Annotated in this window: 15 protein-coding genes; 11 read left to right on the top strand and 4 right to left on the bottom strand. The window is 58.6% G+C overall.

Going from position 1 to position 16,539, the window contains the following annotated elements; all coding sequences use genetic code 11:
• The first annotated feature begins 17 nt into the window (after window positions 1-17).
• Genes thiB through ACR0AH_RS06650 form a run of 3 tightly spaced genes read left to right on the top strand, consistent with a single transcriptional unit; the run spans window position 18 to window position 3,200 of the window.
• Complete coding sequence (gene thiB, locus ACR0AH_RS06660) at window positions 18-998, top strand: thiamine ABC transporter substrate binding subunit (protein WP_480590992.1); 981 nt, start codon at window positions 18-20, stop codon at window positions 996-998.
• On the top strand, window positions 974-2,521 hold the full coding sequence (locus tag ACR0AH_RS06655; protein ID WP_480590990.1) for a thiamine/thiamine pyrophosphate ABC transporter permease ThiP: 1,548 nt from the start codon (window positions 974-976) through the stop codon (window positions 2,519-2,521). The genes thiB and ACR0AH_RS06655 overlap by 25 nt, the downstream gene beginning before the upstream one ends.
• Window positions 2,508-3,200 (top strand): thiamine ABC transporter ATP-binding protein, encoded by a 693-nt coding sequence (locus tag ACR0AH_RS06650; RefSeq protein ID WP_480590988.1) that lies wholly within the window; start codon window positions 2,508-2,510, stop codon window positions 3,198-3,200. Before ACR0AH_RS06655 ends, ACR0AH_RS06650 begins: the two co-directional genes overlap by 14 nt.
• Here the strand turns inward: ACR0AH_RS06650 and ACR0AH_RS06645 are convergent.
• From ACR0AH_RS06645 to ACR0AH_RS06630, 4 genes are all read right to left on the bottom strand, one after another.
• Window positions 3,188-3,706, bottom strand: coding sequence for a putative molybdenum carrier protein (locus tag ACR0AH_RS06645; RefSeq protein ID WP_480590986.1), 519 nt, complete (start codon window positions 3,704-3,706; stop codon window positions 3,188-3,190). The genes ACR0AH_RS06650 and ACR0AH_RS06645 overlap by 13 nt on opposite strands.
• Window positions 3,703-4,635 carry a 4-hydroxyproline epimerase gene (locus ACR0AH_RS06640; RefSeq protein ID WP_480590984.1) on the bottom strand — a complete coding sequence of 311 codons (933 nt, stop codon included), beginning with the start codon at window positions 4,633-4,635 and terminating at the stop codon, window positions 3,703-3,705. The genes ACR0AH_RS06645 and ACR0AH_RS06640 overlap by 4 nt, the downstream gene beginning before the upstream one ends.
• Entirely contained in the window at window positions 4,626-5,585 is a 960-nt protein-coding gene (locus ACR0AH_RS06635) for a dihydrodipicolinate synthase family protein (RefSeq protein ID WP_480590982.1), read from the bottom strand. Before ACR0AH_RS06635 ends, ACR0AH_RS06640 begins: the two co-directional genes overlap by 10 nt.
• 62 nt (window positions 5,586-5,647) lie before the next feature.
• On the bottom strand, window positions 5,648-6,250 hold the full coding sequence (locus ACR0AH_RS06630; protein ID WP_480590980.1) for a helix-turn-helix domain-containing protein: 603 nt from the start codon (window positions 6,248-6,250) through the stop codon (window positions 5,648-5,650).
• A 147-nt stretch (window positions 6,251-6,397) separates the two neighbouring features.
• Here ACR0AH_RS06630 and glyA point away from each other — a divergent pair, with 147 nt between their 5' ends.
• The 8 genes from glyA to gcvP all read left to right on the top strand — a co-directional run bounded on the left by glyA (window position 6,398) and on the right by gcvP (window position 16,359).
• Window positions 6,398-7,651 carry a serine hydroxymethyltransferase gene (gene glyA, locus ACR0AH_RS06625; protein WP_480590978.1) on the top strand — a complete coding sequence of 418 codons (1,254 nt, stop codon included), beginning with the start codon at window positions 6,398-6,400 and terminating at the stop codon, window positions 7,649-7,651.
• 11 nt (window positions 7,652-7,662) lie between these two features.
• Window positions 7,663-9,042 carry a dihydrolipoyl dehydrogenase gene (lpdA, locus tag ACR0AH_RS06620; protein ID WP_480590976.1) on the top strand — a complete coding sequence of 460 codons (1,380 nt, stop codon included), beginning with the start codon at window positions 7,663-7,665 and terminating at the stop codon, window positions 9,040-9,042.
• A gap of 14 nt (window positions 9,043-9,056) precedes the next feature.
• The gene (gene lipA, locus ACR0AH_RS06615) at window positions 9,057-10,001 is read left to right on the top strand and encodes a lipoyl synthase (protein ID WP_480590974.1); all 945 of its coding nucleotides are present in this window, start codon (window positions 9,057-9,059) and stop codon (window positions 9,999-10,001) included.
• Between the two features lie 25 nt (window positions 10,002-10,026).
• Window positions 10,027-11,400 carry an alanine/glycine:cation symporter family protein gene (locus ACR0AH_RS06610; RefSeq protein WP_170393738.1) on the top strand — a complete coding sequence of 458 codons (1,374 nt, stop codon included), beginning with the start codon at window positions 10,027-10,029 and terminating at the stop codon, window positions 11,398-11,400.
• A gap of 75 nt (window positions 11,401-11,475) precedes the next feature.
• Window positions 11,476-11,898 carry a universal stress protein gene (locus ACR0AH_RS06605; protein WP_170776276.1) on the top strand — a complete coding sequence of 141 codons (423 nt, stop codon included), beginning with the start codon at window positions 11,476-11,478 and terminating at the stop codon, window positions 11,896-11,898.
• Window positions 11,899-11,914: 16 nt separating this feature from the next.
• Window positions 11,915-13,009: a glycine cleavage system aminomethyltransferase GcvT gene (gene gcvT, locus ACR0AH_RS06600; RefSeq protein WP_170732594.1), complete on the top strand. Its 1,095-nt coding sequence runs from the start codon at window positions 11,915-11,917 to the stop codon at window positions 13,007-13,009.
• Window positions 13,010-13,026: 17 nt separating this feature from the next.
• Window positions 13,027-13,392 carry a glycine cleavage system protein GcvH gene (gene gcvH, locus ACR0AH_RS06595; RefSeq protein ID WP_170393732.1) on the top strand — a complete coding sequence of 122 codons (366 nt, stop codon included), beginning with the start codon at window positions 13,027-13,029 and terminating at the stop codon, window positions 13,390-13,392.
• Window positions 13,393-13,503: 111 nt separating this feature from the next.
• Window positions 13,504-16,359: an aminomethyl-transferring glycine dehydrogenase gene (gene gcvP / locus ACR0AH_RS06590; protein ID WP_170509015.1), complete on the top strand. Its 2,856-nt coding sequence runs from the start codon at window positions 13,504-13,506 to the stop codon at window positions 16,357-16,359.
• Window positions 16,360-16,539: the final 180 nt, after the last annotated feature.

Here is a 16,539-nt window from a genome sequence, read left to right as displayed (position 1 = left end):
CCGCATTGGAGGATGATATGAAACATCTGGCAATTGCTGCGGGAATACTGACTGCGACTTCGGCTGTGGCAGCCGATAAGCCCACGTTGACCGTATATACTTACGACAGCTTCGTTTCGGACTGGGGCCCCGGCCCGAAGGTCGAAGAGGCGTTTGAAGCGCAATGCGAATGCGACCTGAACCTTGTCGGCGTCGAAGATGGCGCGGCACTGCTGTCACGCATCCGGCTGGAAGGCGAAAACAGCGACGCCGATATTGTATTGGGTTTGGATACCAACTTGATATCGGCAGCTAAAGAAACCGGCCTGTTTGCACCTCATTCAGTCACTGCCGAGTATGCACTGCCCATCGAGTGGACCGACACAGTTTTTGCCCCCTACGACTGGGGTTACTTTGCATTTGTTCACAATGCAGATTTTGCCGCTCCTACCAGCTTCCGAGAGTTGGCAGATAGTGACATCAAGATCATCATTCAGGATCCGCGTTCATCGACACCGGGGCTGGGTCTTCTGCTGTGGGTCAAGGCCGCGTATCGCGATGAAGCCCAAGAAATCTGGGCTGACCTTGCTGACAATATCGTGACGGTGACCAAGGGCTGGTCCGAGTCATATGGCTTGTTCCTTGAAGGTGAGGCCGACATGGTTCTAAGCTATACGACCTCGCCAGCCTATCACCTGATTGCCGAGGAAGATGCCAACAAAGCAGCGGCAGCCTTTGACGAAGGCCATTATATGCAGGTCGAGGTTGCGGCCAAGCTAGCCAATTCCGATCAGCCCGAGCTGGCAGATCAGTTTCTGAACTTCATGGTGTCTGACGCGTTTCAGACGATCATTCCAACGACCAACTGGATGTACCCTGCCGTAACTCCATCTTCCGGTCTGCCCGAAGGTTTTGAAACTCTAACGATCCCTCAGAAGTCTCTGCTGTTTGATCAGGACCAAGCCGCCATTGCGCGGGAACAGGCGCTTTCGGAATGGTTGGGCGCACTCAGCCAGTAAACCCACTTCCCGGTGTCAGTGCGGCGGCCATCGTTGCCGCACTGATATTGGGCACGTTGTTCATGGTGGCGGTGCGGGCAGATGCAGGCGGCGGGTTTGGTCCAGCCGACTGGGCGGCCTTACGCTTCACCCTGTTGCAAGCAACACTCTCTGCAGTGTTCAGCGCTGGTCTGGCTATTCCGGTCGCCCGCGCGCTGGCCCGCCGCCGGTTCACCGGTAGGCGCGTCCTTATCACGCTGTTGGGCGCACCTTTCATCCTGCCGGTCATCGTCGCCATTCTGGGATTGCTTCAGGTCTTTGGCCGGGCAGGATGGATCTCGGACGCGTTGGGCTATTTCGGTCTGCCGCCCATTCGAATCTATGGGCTGCACGGTGTCGTTCTGGCCCACGTATTTTTCAATCTACCTCTGGCAACACGCCTGATCTTGCAGGGTTGGCAGGAGATCCCTGCCGAGCGTTTCCGGCTAGCGGCCCAACTTGGGTGCGAAGGAATGGCAATGTTCCGTTTGATCGAACTGCCAATGCTACGCCGCATTCTGCCCGGAGTGTTGGCCGTGATCTTCGCCATTTGCCTGACCAGTTTTGCGGTCGCCCTGACGCTGGGTGGAGGGCCGCGCGCCACCACGATTGAACTCGCGATCTATCAGGCCTTTACATATGATTTTGACTTAGGGCGCGCCGCCTTATTATCCGCTTTGCAACTTGTCCTGACTGCAGCGGCTGCGTTGGCAGCCTTAAAGTTCTCGCGCGGCGCCGGGTTCGGTACCGGCCTGAATCGTGAGATCCGGCGCTGGGATGGCCGAGGACCACTGCTGGATGCGTTTTGGATTATCACCGCCGCCGCGTTCCTGCTGCTACCTCTGGCATCCGTCACGATTTCGGGTATCGCTGGACTGTTTGAGATGCCGGTTTTGGTGTTCCGTGCCGCTATAATTTCAATCTGTGTTGCCGCCGCCAGTACCATGCTCCTATTACTGCTGGCACTGCCCATGGCGACAGCCGTCGCGACAGGCCGGTTCGGCATCGTCGAACTTGGCGGACTTCTTGGCCTCGCCGCCTCGCCCTTGGTCATTGGTACGGGTCTCTTTATTCTGATCCGCCCGCTGGCCAATCCTACAACTCTTGCGTTGCCGGTAACCGCGCTTGTGAACGCGGTCATGGCCTTGCCCTTCGCCCTTCGAATTTTGGTTCCCGCAGCGCGCGATGTGTTGGAACGGCACGGGCGGTTGGCGTTGGCCCTGAACATGAACAACTGGTCCTTCTTCCTGCGTGTCATGCTTCCGCGCCTGCGGCCCCAGATCGGTTTTGCCGCGGGCCTGACGGCGGCACTGTCCATGGGTGATCTGGGTGTGATCGCCCTGTTTGCAGATGCGCAGATCGCAACGCTGCCCCTGCAAATCTACCGCCTGATGGGCGCCTACCAGATGCAGGCCGCAGCAGGAGGCGCGCTGCTGCTGCTTATACTATCGATGAGTGTTTTCTGGGTTCTGGATCGAGGGGGTCGCTGGCATGCTGAAGCTTGACAATTGCATCATTGCAAATGGCGACTTCCAATTAAGCGCTGACTTTGAAGTCAAGGCCGGATCCAGCGTTGCGATCATCGGTCCGTCGGGGGCAGGAAAATCAACACTTCTTGAAACTATCGCGGGTTTTCGAGACCTGAGAAGTGGGCACATCCACTGGAAGGATCATGACCTATCGACATTACCACCAGGCAGTCGACCGATGGCAATGCTGTTTCAGGACGGAAACCTGTTTCCTCACCTGAGCGCCAAACAGAATGTCGCCCTGGGCCTAAGGCCCAATGGAGGTTTGACCGCAGACGACCAACACCACATTCTATCGGCCCTCGGCCGAGTTGGCCTGCAGGGAATGGCGGCCAGAAAGCCCGCCGAATTGTCAGGTGGTCAGCAAAGCCGCGTGGCGCTGGCGAGGATCCTTGTGCAAAAGCGTCAGGTGTTATTGCTCGACGAACCTTTCGCCGCCCTTGGCCCTGCCCTGAAAACAGAGATGCTCGATCTGGTCGCTGAATTAGTCGCCGAGACCAAAACCACCCTGCTTATGGTCAGCCACGACCCACGGGATGCGCTTCGGATAACCGACCAAACCGTATTGGTTGCGGATCAAATCGCACATCCACCTGCTGAGACCGAGACACTCTTCAACAATCCTCCGCCAGCGCTGCGCGATTACTTGGGCTGAACGAACTGATCCAGACAAGCGTCCAGCACCTCGTGCACACGCGGACCAATCTCGGGGGCCTCCGAAGCGCGCGGGCCTGCAATGTTCAGAACTGTTACAGGGTTGGCGCTCAGCCAAGCACGTATCTGTTGCGCGCAATCGGCCTTTCCTTTTCTGATATCCACCACCAGATGCGGTTTTTCAGCATCAACTGCAAACTCAACCGTTTTCCGCGTGCCGGGACTGTCTGACCCGTCGATAAAAACAAGCGTGGCGTCACTGGCAAAGACGTTGAGCCTTGTCCGTTCAGCGACATCTTCAGACTTCGTTTCAACAAGCCCGCTGAGATGAGCCGGGATCAGCCCATCCTCATTTGTTCGACCCTTCGGCACCCAGCCGCCGTAAGGGATGCCGTTTGCGCGGGCAAACTCCAATGCGGCAGTGTCTACGCCGGTTTGTCCACCTGATACGATTTTCTGAACACGACGCCCGAATGGGATTCCGTCTTGCTCGTCTCCCTGCGTCAACGCGCAATACCAAATTGAAACGGATCATTCTGCGCAAAGAAGAGCTTACCCTCTGCCATCACATGCGCCTGGCCAGTTAGCTGGGGAACAATGCCTCCGCCCTGCCCCGGCTGATAGGACAGCCTGTACGAACTTCCGATGATGCTTTCCTGAACGATTTCTTCCCCAGCGGACAAGCGCCGACTGGCCGCGAGGCAGGCCAGCCGGGCCGAGCTGCCGGTGCCGCAAGGCGAGCGGTCATAGTCATCGTCGGGGCACAGAACAAAGTTTCTGCTATGAATACCTGCATTCGGTGAGGTGCCCTGAAAGATCACGTGATCAACCGGCTCGCCATTTTCGCCACCAACTTCTTGCGCAATGCAGGCTTCGCGAATTGCGATAGCCATGTCGGTCAGCGGGCGAATGTTCTCAGGCGCAACCGGGATCGGGCTTGGCTCGACAATGAAGAACCAATTGCCGCCATAAGCGACATCGCCGGTGAAGGGGCCATACTCTGCAGTCTCGACCGTCACGGAATGATGTACGCGGCGGCTTTCAATGTTGGTGACCTGCACGGTGTTGGCGTCCAGCAGATCAATCTTAACCTCACCTACCGGAGTTTCGATTCGGTGCGCGCCAACCTCGATCTGTCCAAGATGCGCCAATGTTACGCCTAACCCGATCGTCCCATGGCCGCACATGCCCAGTACCGCATCCGCGTCAAAGTAGATCACGCCCGCTTTGCAACCAGCAATGACCGGTTCGACAAGGAGCGCCCCGACCATGCCGGGCTGGCCGCGCGGCTCCAGTAGAACAGACTTGTAGAACCGCTCATGTTCCGTTGCCAGTCGCTTGGCGCGTTCAGCCAGTGATCCTGAACCCAGATCAGGCCCCCCGTCCAGAATGACCCGTGTGGGCATTCCACCGGTATGGCTGTCAATCACATGCATTCCGCAATGACCCCACCCTGACGAACCCAATCGGTAAACCACGACTTAAACAAATTGTACTGTTGCTCGCAGTAATTTCGCTGGGCGTCAGATAACACGTCGGTTTCATTGAAATGCAGGCGGTATTCTTCTTCGCCGTTCAGCACCAGCAGATGCTTGTAGTAAAGAACAAGATCCGTGCCTTCGTCAAAACTTGCCAGAACGCCAAATGCCTCGTCCAGTTCGCGCGCACGCAACCGTGCTTCGGCATGTCCCTCTGCTGCCTTTTTCGAAAGCGCCGCAAGCAACAATGCCTCTTTGGGCAGCGCCGTTCCTATCCCGGTGATCGATCCGGTGGCGCCGCAATTCACAAACCCATGGTAGACTTCAGTATCGACGCCTACCATCAAAGTGACCTGATCGTCCTGCGATGTAATATGTTCGGCGGCATAGCGCAGGTCGCTCTTGCCCCCGAACTCCTTAAAGCCAACCAAATTCGGATGCTCGGCCCGCAGTGCAAAAAACAATTCCGCACGAGTGGAAAAACCATAGACAGGACTGTTGTAGATGATCGCAGGCACGTCCGCTGCCGCAGAAAGAATAGCCTTGAAGTGGTTCTTTTGCGCGGCAACCGATGAGCCTCGTGACAGAACCCGAGGGATAACCATCAACCCTGCCGCGCCGACCTTCTGTGCATGTGCTGCGTGCGCCACAGCGGAATTCGAGTTGATGGCACCCGTCCCCACGACAACCGGCAAGCCAGCGTCGACCAGTCGTTCCACGCCCTCCATCCGTTGGGCATCCGTCAGAAGCGGCCAATCCCCCATCGAGCCACAATAGACGACAGCGGACATGCCGGCCGCGATCATCTCTTTGCCCTTTTTGACCAGCGCGTCAAAGTCAGGTGTCCTGTCGGCCTTACACGGCGTCATAAGGGCAGGCATAGTTCCAGTGAAAATAGTCCGGTCCATGAGATATCCGTTTGCTCAGGTTGGTATTGGTATTCTGCGCGAAAGCGCCGTGGCCTGACGTGTCATTCCAGCGAAACCCACAGGACCCTGGCGTCTTCCTTACTCGTAGAAATACAGCCATGCCCCATACCGCTATCGTAGTACAGAGAATCTCCGGGTTTCATCGGTAAGGGGCGGTAATGCTCGGATACGAATATCAACTCGCCACTGATAACGTACATGAATTCTTCGCCTGTGTGCCTGATCCAGTTCTCATATTCTGATATGTCACGCGCTTTTATCGTCGCGATATAAGGAAGCATTCGCTTACTGGTCAGGTCCGAGCACAGCAATTCGTGCATGTAGGTCGGCGTATTTCTTATCTCGCCTTGCCCTTTCGGCGTAAAATCACGTCGCCCCGAAATTCCCGATTGGGCGGACTGCAAGAACAGCTGTGGCGTATTCATGTCCAAGGCCTGTGTCAGCCGCCGCACGATCTCGAAACTTGGACGTGTCTGGTTGTTTTCGATCTTTGAAAGTGTTGATCGACCGATTCCCGCTTCGCGCCCGGCCTCCTCCAATGTCCAGCCTTTTGCGCGGCGTGCATCCCGGATCGACCGACCCAAAGCCGCCCCCTTGTCCTGTTCTTCCGGTCCGGCACCATCTTTCAGGTTATCCTCAGACATGGGAATCTCCTTGTTTTATCAAAGCTTACTCATTTCCCCCGAGCCAAACAACTTTACTGTGATGAAATTTTTGTTGCCTTGCGTACACTAATTCCACTATAGGAAACAAAATTTCGTACACTGGAAACGAGATTACAGGAGGAGATCATGTTCACAAAACCGCTCACCGAGGCTGATCCCGTCATCGCAGCATCGATCGCACGCGAGGGCACACGCCAGGCTGAACAGATCGAACTGATCGCTTCCGAGAACATCGTCTCTCAGGCAGTGATCGATGCGCAGGGTTCCGTACTTACAAACAAATACGCCGAGGGCTATCCGGGTCGCCGCTATTATGGCGGGTGTGAATATGTGGATGAGGTTGAGGCCGAAGCCATTGATCGATTGAAGAAGCTGTTTGGCTGCGAATATGCAAACGTGCAGCCGCACTCGGGCGCGCAAGCCAACGGGGCGGTTAAGCTGGCACTACTCAGCCCGGGTGACACGATTCTTGGTATGTCGTTGGATGCTGGGGGTCACCTGACCCATGGCGCAAAACCTGCCCAGTCCGGCAAGTGGTTCCGTCCGGTTCAATATGGCCTGACCCAGGCCGGGCTGATTGACTATGATCAGGTTGAAGAATTGGCGAAAGCCGAAAAGCCCAAACTGATCATTGCAGGCGCATCGGCCTATTCGCAAAAGATCGATTTCGCACGCTTCCGCGCCATTGCCGACGAAGCTGGCGCATGGCTTCTGGCAGACATGGCCCACATCGCCGGCTTGGTTGCGACCGGCCTGCATCCCTCGCCCATCGGGCACGCACACATTGTTACGTCGACTACGCACAAGACGCTACGCGGTCCGCGCGGTGGGATTATTCTTACAAACGATGAAGCGCTGGCAAAAAAGATCAACTCGGCTGTTTTCCCGGGTCTGCAGGGCGGCCCCCTGATGCATGTGATCGCAGGCAAGGCAGTCGCCTTTGGTGAAGCGCTGCAGCCTGAATTCAAAGAATATATGCAGCGCGTTGTCGACAGTGCCTCGGCCCTGGCCAACGTGATGATGGCGCGCGGGTGTGACATCGTTTCGGGTGGCACTGAAAACCACCTTATGCTGGTTGATCTGCGCCCAGTCGGCGTAACCGGCAAAGACGCCGAAGCGGCGCTAGAGCGTGCAGGATTCACCTGCAACAAAAACAGCGTTCCGGGTGATCCCGAAAAGCCCACTGTCACTAGCGGCATCCGTCTTGGTACGGCCGCAGGCTGCAGCCGTGGGTTTGGACCAGAAGAGTTCAAACAGATTGGCCACATGATCGGTGATGTGCTCGACGCGCTGGCACAATCGTCTGACGGTGACGAGACCGTCGAAAAGGAAACCCGTGAAAAGGTCCGCGCGCTCTGCGCAAGCCACCCGATCTACTGAAAGAAGACCAAATGACTTACGATCTTATTGTCATCGGGGGCGGTCCGGGCGGCTATGTCGCCGCGATCCGCGCGGCACAGCTGGGCCTGAAAGTCGCTTGCGTTGAAGGCCGCAGTGCGCTTGGCGGGACCTGTTTGAATGTGGGGTGCATACCCTCCAAAGCGTTGCTGACCTCCTCGGCTAAATATGCCGAACTTGCACATCTCTCCTCCCACGGTATTGCGGTCGAGGGGGCCAGCATCGATGTGCCCGCAATGATGGGACGCAAGGACAAGATCGTAGGCGACCTGACCAAGGGCATTGCGTTTTTGTTCAAGAAAAACGGCGTTGATCTGATCGAAGGGTGGGCCAGTATTCCGGCCGCTGGTCAGGTCAAGGTAGGTGACGAAGTCCATGAGGCCAAGAACATCCTCATTGCCACTGGTTCCGAACCTACTCCGTTGCCAGGAATTGAGATTGACGAGCAAGATATCCTCAGTTCGACGGGCGCGATTGCGCTGGTGAGTGTGCCCGAGCATCTGGTGGTGATCGGTGCCGGTGTCATCGGACTGGAACTTGGGCAAGTTTGGGCGCGTCTCGGAGCCAAAGTTACGGTCGTCGAATATCTAGACCGCGTGCTGCCCGGCTTGGATGGTGAAATTGCCAAACTGGCGCAACGCGCGCTGTCAAAACGTGGCCTGAAATTCCAGCTGGGCCGGGCACTGAAATCCGTCGACAAAACGGATACTGGCCTGACACTAACTGTGGACCGCGTCGGCAAGGACAAAGAAGAAGTGATCGAGGCCGACAAGGTGTTGATCGCCGTGGGTCGCCGCCCAGTCAAACGTGGCCTTGGCTTGGAAGAGCTGGGCGTGGCCGTGAACCAACGCGGTTTCATTGAAGTTGATGGCGCATTTCAGACATCTGTCCCGGGCATCTACGCCATCGGTGATTGCGTTCCCGGACCTATGCTGGCGCACAAGGCCGAAGAAGATGGTGTCGCCTGTGTAGAAATGCTGGCAGGCGAAGCTGGCCACGTCGATTACAACACTGTTCCCGGCGTGGTGTACACCGACCCCGAAGTCGCCTCGATTGGTTTGACCGAAGAAGCACTGAAAGAATCCGGTGCCGAGTATTCGGTCGGCAAATTCGCCTTCATGGCGAACTCGCGCGCGCGTTCGACCGGTGAAACAGACGGTGCAGTGAAAGTTCTGGCAGACCCGAACGGCCAGATCCTGGGTGCGCATATATGCGGAGCCCATGGCGGCGATCTAATCGCTGAACTGGTTCTGGCGATGACAAAGGGCGCAACGGTGTCCGAAGTCGCTGCAACCTGCCATGCGCACCCGGCCATGGGCGAGGCCGTCAAAGAAGCCTGCCTCGACGCCCTGGGCCGCGCGATCCACGCATAAGGAAGACCAGCCAGATGACCATCCAGCTTCGCCCTCGCCACCCGGAAAAAGCCAAAAAGGCCGACAGTGTCATCCCGCGCAAGCCCAAGTGGATTCGCAAGAAAAAGGGCGACAGCGCTGAATACTATGAAACACGGCGCCTCATGCGCGAGCATGATCTGGCGACGGTCTGCGAAGAAGCCGCCTGCCCCAATATCGGCGAATGCTGGTCCAAGCGTCACGCGACCATGATGATTATGGGTGAGGTCTGTACGCGGGGTTGTTCGTTTTGCAATGTCTCAACGGGTCGCCCGGATGCTCTGGATGTGTTTGAACCTGGCCGTGTTGCGGCAGCGGTCAAGAAGCTAGACCTGCGCCATGTGGTCATCACATCGGTCGACCGTGATGATCTGGCAGATGGCGGGGCCGAGCATATCGCTCAGACCATCCGTGCCGTGCGCCATCAGAACCCCGGTACGACTGTCGAGGTTCTGACACCCGATTTTCTTGGAAAAGGCAATGCGTCAGAGATCGTATTTGAAGCGGCGCCGGACGTTTTCAACCACAATCTGGAAACTGTGCCGCACCTTTATCCAACTGTGCGACCGGGTGCACGCTATTACACCTCGCTGCGTCTGCTGGATGATGCCAAACGCGCGAACCCGGAGCTTTTTACCAAATCTGGCCTGATGGTCGGGTTTGGCGAAAGTCTGGACGATGTCCGTCAGGTCATGGACGACCTGCGCGCGGCCAATGTCGATTTCCTAACCGTCGGCCAATATCTGCAACCGACCCCTAAACACCATCCGATTGACCGGTTCTGGACACCGGAAGATTTTGCCCAACTGGAACAGATCGCGCGTTCCAAGGGCTTTTTGCACGTGTCGGCAACACCGCTGACCCGATCATCGTTCCACGCGGACGAAGACTTTGCCGCCCTCAAGCAGGCCCGCCAGCGGGCTTTGGCGAACAGGGCATAAACCTAACGCAAATGGGAGGGAAACCATGGAAGCGTTAAATTCAATCGTAGGGGCCATCAATGGCGTCGTGTGGGGGCCGCTGATGCTGGTTCTCATTCTCGGCGTTGGCTTCTTCCTGCAGGTCGGCCTGAAGTTCATGCCGATCCTGCGCATTGGCACAGGCTTCAGCCTGCTGTTCAAAGGCCGCGAAGGTCAGGGCGAAGGCCAGATCAGCCCATTTAACGCGCTGATGACCTCGCTATCTGCGACTATCGGTACGGGCAACATCGCTGGTGTGGCCACTGCTGTCTTCCTGGGCGGTCCGGGCGCCTTGTTCTGGATGTGGATGACCGCCCTGGTGGGCATGGCCACCAAATATGCAGAAGCTGTCTGCGCGGTGAAATACCGCGAAAAAGACGAGCTTGGTAACTATGTCGGCGGCCCGATGTACTACATCAAGAACGGCCTCGGCGCGAAATGGGCCTGGCTGGGTGTTGCATTTGCTCTGTTCGGAGCAATCGCGGCGTTCGGCATCGGCAACGGTGTGCAGGCCAACGGTGTTGCACAGGTTCTGGAGTCGAACTTCGGCCTGAACACTTCGGTTACCGGCGTTGTCCTGATGGTTCTGACCGCGGCCGTGATCCTGGGCGGCATCACCCGCATCGGTGCGGTTGCAGGTAAACTGGTTCCGTTCATGGCGATTGCCTACATCGTCGCAGGCCTGCTGGTTCTACTGATCAACATCGGTAACATCGGCTCCGCTCTGTCGCTTGTTTTCACCTACGCCTTCACCCCGTCGGCCGCCGAAGGTGGTTTCGCGGGTGCTGCCGTTTGGGCCGCGATCCGCTTTGGTGTGGCACGTGGTGTCTTCTCGAACGAAGCCGGTCTGGGTTCCGCTCCGATCGCACACGCCGCAGCCGAGACCAAAGGTCCGGTCAACCAGGGCCTGATCGCGATGTTGGGTACGTTCATCGACACGATCATCGTCTGCACCATCACCGGTCTTGCTATCATCTCGTCGGGTGCCTGGACATCGGGTGAATCCGGTGCAGCATTAACCAGTCACGCGTTCGAACTGTCGCTGCCGGGTATCGGTGGGTATCTGATCGCCATCGCTCTGTCGATCTTTGCCTTTACCACCATTCTGGGCTGGTCCTTCTATGGCGAGAAATGTGTTGAGTTCCTGCTGGGCGTGAAATCCCTGATGCCCTACCGCGTCCTGTGGATCGTCATGATCTATTTTGGCGCAACAGCGGATCTGGGCTTCATCTGGCTGCTGGCCGATACGCTGAACGCGATGATGGCCATTCCGAACCTGATCGCCCTGGCGCTGCTGAGCCCGATCGTCTTCAAACTGACGAAAGAGTTCTTTGCCTCAGGTGGCAAGTCCGAAGAGCCAGGCGGCACACCCGCCGAATAATCTCGGATGAAAATACGGGGGGCCATCCCGGCCCCCCGGCTTCAAACAGAATTCCATTTCTCGAGGAGAGACGTGATGGCCACGAAAATCCTGCTGCCGATTGATCACACCGACGACCGTTCGTGGAAGAACGCCCTGCCGCTCGCACAAGAACAAGCAAAGTTCTACAGTGCCGAATTGCACGCGATTGCCGTCATTCCTGAGATCATCCAGTTGCCGAACCTGCCCGCCAACTATGGCGCAGGCGCAAAAGACCACGTGCGCAATGCGGTGCAGGCCATACTGGATCACAACGGTGCATCTGATGTGGCGATCCATATCGAAGAAGGCAGCGTCTATCGTGAGATACTGAAGCTCGCCTACAAAGAGGGTTTTGATCTGATCGTCATGGCTTCGACCAAAGGCGATTTTCCGAACTATGAGATTGGCCCGAACCTGGCCCGTGTCGTGCGCAACGCGCATTGCACCGTCACGGTTGTTCGCGACCAGTCCCGCTGATTGAAAGGTTAAGTTGATGACCGAATTAAAACGCACGCCTCTTCACGCTTTGCATGTTGAGTTGGGGGGTAAGTTGGTTGATTTTGCGGGATGGGAGATGCCTGTTCAGTATCCTTTGGGGATTATGGGGGAGCATAAGCAGTGTCGTGAGAAGGCGGCGGTGTTTGATGTGTCTCATATGGGTCAGGTGATTTTGCGGGGCGAGAATGTGGGTGAGAAGCTGGAAGCGCTTTGCCCGCAGGCCTATGCGACGCTGAAGGAAGGCAAGGCGCGGTACGGGTTCTTTACGAACGCAGAAGGCGGGATCATGGATGACCTGATCGTGTCGAATGCGGGCGATCATTACTTTGTGGTGGTGAACGCGGCGCTGCGGCATCAGGACATTCCGCATATGCGTGAGCACCTTGAAGGCGTTGAAGTGATCGAGATTTTCGACCGCGCGCTGGTGGCGGTTCAGGGCCCTGCGGCGGAAAACGTTGTGGGCGAACTGTGCCCCGCCGCGCGTGATCTAAAGTTCATGGAAACCACGGTTGCCGATATCAACGGTGTTGAGTGCCGTATCTCGCGGCTGGGCTATACCGGCGAGGATGGCTACGAGATCTCGATCCCCGAGGACAAGGCGATCGAGATCACCAAAGCCTTTCTGGCGCATGAGGATTGCGAGCCGGCCGGTCTGGGCGCGCGCGACAGCCTGCGGCTTGAGGCAGGTCTGTGCCTTTATGGCAATGACATCGACCAGAGCACCTCGCCGGTCGAGGCCTCGCTGGGCTGGGCGATGCAAAAGCGCCGCAAGGAAGAGGGCGGTTTCCCGGGCGCGGCCCGCGTGCAAAAGGAACTGGCCGAAGGTCCCGCGCGCAAGCTGGTGGGCATCAAGCCCGAAGGCCGTGCGCCTGCGCGTCAGGGTGTGGAAGTGCGGTGCCTTGAGGGCAACAGCATCGGTCAGATCACCTCGGGCGTGTTTGGCCCCACGGTGGGTGGACCGGTGGCGATGGGCTATGTGAGCAAAGGCCATGGCGAGCCGGGCGAGAAAGTGAACCTGATCATCCGGGGCAAGCCGCAACCGGCTGAGATCGTGGCGCTGCCCTTCGTCAAACAGAATTACAAGCGTTGAAGTCAGGAGAGAGAGACATGGCAACCTATTATTCCGAAGAGCATGAATGGCTGAGCGTTGACGGCGACACCGCCACGCTGGGCATCACCAAACACGCCGCCGAGCAATTGGGTGACGTGGTGTTCGTGGAACAGCAGGAAGCAGGCGACGAGTTCGAAAAAGGCGGCGAGATCGGCGTGATTGAATCCGTCAAGGCGGCGTCCGAGCTTTACGCACCGGTCGACGGCGAGATCACCGAGGTGAACGAGGCACTGGCCGACAATCCCGGCGCGCTGAACGAAGACCCCGAAGGCGAGGCCTGGATCTACAAGATCAAGATCGCGGACGCCTCGCAGCTCGAAGACCTGATGGACGAGGCCGGCTACAAGGCCTTCATCGGTTAACTCAGGCGGCGGGTCCGTGCGCGGCCCCGCCCCTTCATCTGTTTCCAAATACTTCCGCCGGAGGCTCCTGCCGTCTCCGCCGGGCCTGACCTATCCTTGAGGAGCGCACACATGGCCTTCAAACTGACCGATTACGAAGCCTATGACTTCGCCAACCGCCGCCATATCGGGCCCAGCCCGACCGAGATGCGCGACATGCTCAAGGTGATCGGCTTCAAGACGCTAGACGAGCTGATCGACGCCACCGTCCCGCCCGCGATCCGGCAGAAAGAGCCGCTGGACTGGGGTCCGGCGATGACCGAGCGCGATGCGCTCTTTCACATGAAAGAAGTGGCGAGCAAGAACAAGGTTCTGACTTCGCTGATCGGTCAGGGCTATTATGGCACCACCACGCCGGCGCCGATCCTGCGCAACATTCTGGAGAACCCGGCCTGGTACACGGCCTACACGCCTTATCAGCCCGAGATCAGCCAGGGCCGACTTGAGGCACTGTTGAACTTCCAGACCATGGTCAGCGACCTGACCGGGCTGGACGTGGCCAACGCGTCCTTGCTGGACGAAGCCACAGCTGCCGCCGAAGCGATGGCCATGGCCAAGCGCGGCGGTCGGTCCAAGGCCAACAACGCGGCCTTCTTTGTCGACAAGAACTGCCACCCGCAGACCATCGCGGTGATTAAAACGCGCGCCGAGCCTCTGGGCATCGAGGTGCAGGTGGCTGATCCGGACACGCTGGATGCGGGCGCGGTCTTTGGCGCCATCTTCCAGTACCCCGGCACCCATGGCCATGTGCGCGACTTCACCGCCGAGATTGCGGCGCTGCATGAACACAAGGCGATTGCCATCGTCGCCGCCGATATCCTGTCGCTGGCGCTGCTGAAGTCGCCCGGTGAGATGGGCGCGGATATCGCCATCGGCTCGACCCAGCGCTTTGGTGTGCCGATGGGCTATGGTGGCCCGCACGCCGCGTATATGGCGACCACCGACAAGCTGAAGCGCTCGATGCCGGGCCGGATCATCGGTGTCAGCATCGACAGCCGGGGCAACAAGGCTTACCGCCTGGCGCTGCAGACCCGCGAACAGCACATCCGGCGTGAGAAAGCCAACTCGAACGTTTGCACCGCGCAGGCGCTGTTGGCGGTGATTGCCTCGATGTATGCCGTGTATCACGGCCCCGACGGCATCAAGGCCATCGCGCAATCGGTGCACCGCAAGACCTCGCGTATGGCTGCCGGTCTGGAAGAGGCAGGCTTTGCTGTGGAGCCGGAAGTGTTCTTCGACACGATCACGGTTGAGGTTGGCCATCTGCAGAAAACGGTCATGGAGGCCGCTGTGGCCCGGGGCGTCAACCTGCGTAAGGTCGGCGACACGAAAGTGGGCATCAGCCTGGACGAACAGACCCGCCCCGAGACCATCGAGGCGGTCTGGGGGGCCTTCGGCATCGACCGCAAGGATGACAGCTCGAACGTGGCCTATCGCCTGCCGGATTACGCGCTGCGCGAAAGCGAGTACCTGACCCACCCGATCTTCCACAAGAACCGGGCCGAGGCCGAGATCACGCGCTACATGCGCCGTCTGGCCGACCGCGACCTGGCGCTGGACCGGGCGATGATCCCGCTGGGCTCGTGCACCATGAAGCTGAACGCCACGATCGAGATGATCCCGGTCACCTGGCCCGAGTTCGGCAACCTGCACCCGTTCTGCCCCGAAGATCAGGCGCAGGGCTATCATGAGATGATCGATGATCTGAACGACAAGTTGTGCCAGATCACCGGCTATGACGCGATCAGCCAGCAGCCCAACTCGGGCGCGCAGGGTGAGTACGCAGGCCTCTTGACCATCCGCAACTATCACTTCGCCCGGGGCGAAGGGCAGCGCAATGTCTGCCTGATCCCGACCTCGGCGCATGGGACCAACCCGGCCTCGGCGCAGATGGTCGGCTGGCAGGTTGTGCCTGTGCAGGCGGATGAGAATGGCAACATTGATCTGAATGATTTCCGCGCCAAGGCTGAAAAGCACTCCGATCATCTGGCCGCCTGCATGATCACCTACCCCTCGACCCATGGCGTGTTCGAGACCACCGTGCAGGAGGTCTGCCAGATCACCCATGATCACGGCGGTCAGGTCTATATCGACGGGGCCAACATGAACGCCATGGTCGGCCTGTCGCGTCCCGGAGACATCGGCGGTGACGTCAGCCACCTGAACCTGCACAAGACCTTCTGCATCCCCCATGGCGGCGGTGGCCCCGGCATGGGTCCGATCGGCGTCAAAGCGCATCTGACCGAGCATCTGCCCGGCCACCCGGAATACGGCACTGCCGTGGGTCCGGTCTCGGCGGCGCCCTTTGGGTCGCCCTCGATCCTGCCGGTTAGCTGGGCCTATGTGCTGCTGATGGGCGGCGCGGGTCTGACGCAGGCCACGAAAGTGGCGATCCTGAACGCCAACTACATCGCGGCGCGGCTCAAGGATGCCTACCCGATCCTCTACACCTCGGAAACGGGTCGCGTGGCGCATGAATGCATCCTCGACACCCGCCCGCTGGACGAAGCGGCCCATGTCAGCGTCGATGACATCGCTAAGCGTCTGGTGGACAGCGGCTTCCACGCGCCCACCATGTCCTGGCCGGTGGCCGGCACCCTGATGGTCGAGCCCACGGAATCGGAACCCATGGACGAGCTGGACCGCTTCTGCGACGCCATGCTGTCCATCCGCTCCGAGGCACAGGACATCATCGACGGCAAGATCGACGCGGAAAACAACCCGCTGAAAAACGCTCCCCACACGGTGCGCGATCTGGTCGGCGACTGGGACCGTCCCTACACCCGTGAACAGGCCTGCTTCCCCCCAGGCTCCATGGGCGTCGACAAATACTGGTCCCCCGTCAACCGCGTCGACAACGCATACGGCGACAGAAACCTCATCTGCACATGCCCTCCAATGACCGAATACATGGACGCAGCTGAATAAACCTCAATCAATAAACCCCCGCCAACTGGCGGGGGTTTTCGCCCATCGGAAACCTGTGTTCCGATCTGAGCCTATTTCCAGTGTCGTTTTCCGCTGATGAAGCGTCTTTTACGCTTGCTGCAGGTGCAAACGACCCATACCTCTGTGCGTGGGACACCCCTCCCCAACGAGGGGCGTGTA

This window comes from Ruegeria sp. AM5 (assembly GCF_056540645.1).
Note: the sequence above shows the minus strand (reverse complement) of the source record. Positions and strands in the feature narration are given on the sequence as shown.

Excerpts from the sequence above, each read along its gene's own strand:
- ACR0AH_RS06640 (WP_480590984.1), bottom strand. The coding sequence starts at position 4,635 with ATGCATGTGATTGACAGCCATACCGGTGGAATGCCCACACGGGTCATT.
- glyA (WP_480590978.1), top strand. The coding sequence starts at position 6,398 with ATGTTCACAAAACCGCTCACCGAGGCTGATCCCGTCATCGCAGCATCG.
- gcvT (WP_170732594.1), top strand. The coding sequence starts at position 11,915 with ATGACCGAATTAAAACGCACGCCTCTTCACGCTTTGCATGTTGAGTTG.
- ACR0AH_RS06630 (WP_480590980.1), bottom strand. The coding sequence starts at position 6,250 with ATGTCTGAGGATAACCTGAAAGATGGTGCCGGACCGGAAGAACAGGAC.
- ACR0AH_RS06655 (WP_480590990.1), top strand. The coding sequence starts at position 974 with ATGGTTGGGCGCACTCAGCCAGTAAACCCACTTCCCGGTGTCAGTGCG.
- ACR0AH_RS06635 (WP_480590982.1), bottom strand. The coding sequence starts at position 5,585 with ATGGACCGGACTATTTTCACTGGAACTATGCCTGCCCTTATGACGCCG.
- thiB (WP_480590992.1), top strand. The coding sequence starts at position 18 with ATGAAACATCTGGCAATTGCTGCGGGAATACTGACTGCGACTTCGGCT.
- gcvP (WP_170509015.1), top strand. The coding sequence starts at position 13,504 with ATGGCCTTCAAACTGACCGATTACGAAGCCTATGACTTCGCCAACCGC.
- ACR0AH_RS06605 (WP_170776276.1), top strand. The coding sequence starts at position 11,476 with ATGGCCACGAAAATCCTGCTGCCGATTGATCACACCGACGACCGTTCG.
- ACR0AH_RS06610 (WP_170393738.1), top strand. The coding sequence starts at position 10,027 with ATGGAAGCGTTAAATTCAATCGTAGGGGCCATCAATGGCGTCGTGTGG.
- gcvH (WP_170393732.1), top strand. The coding sequence starts at position 13,027 with ATGGCAACCTATTATTCCGAAGAGCATGAATGGCTGAGCGTTGACGGC.
- ACR0AH_RS06650 (WP_480590988.1), top strand. The coding sequence starts at position 2,508 with ATGCTGAAGCTTGACAATTGCATCATTGCAAATGGCGACTTCCAATTA.
- lpdA (WP_480590976.1), top strand. The coding sequence starts at position 7,663 with ATGACTTACGATCTTATTGTCATCGGGGGCGGTCCGGGCGGCTATGTC.
- lipA (WP_480590974.1), top strand. The coding sequence starts at position 9,057 with ATGACCATCCAGCTTCGCCCTCGCCACCCGGAAAAAGCCAAAAAGGCC.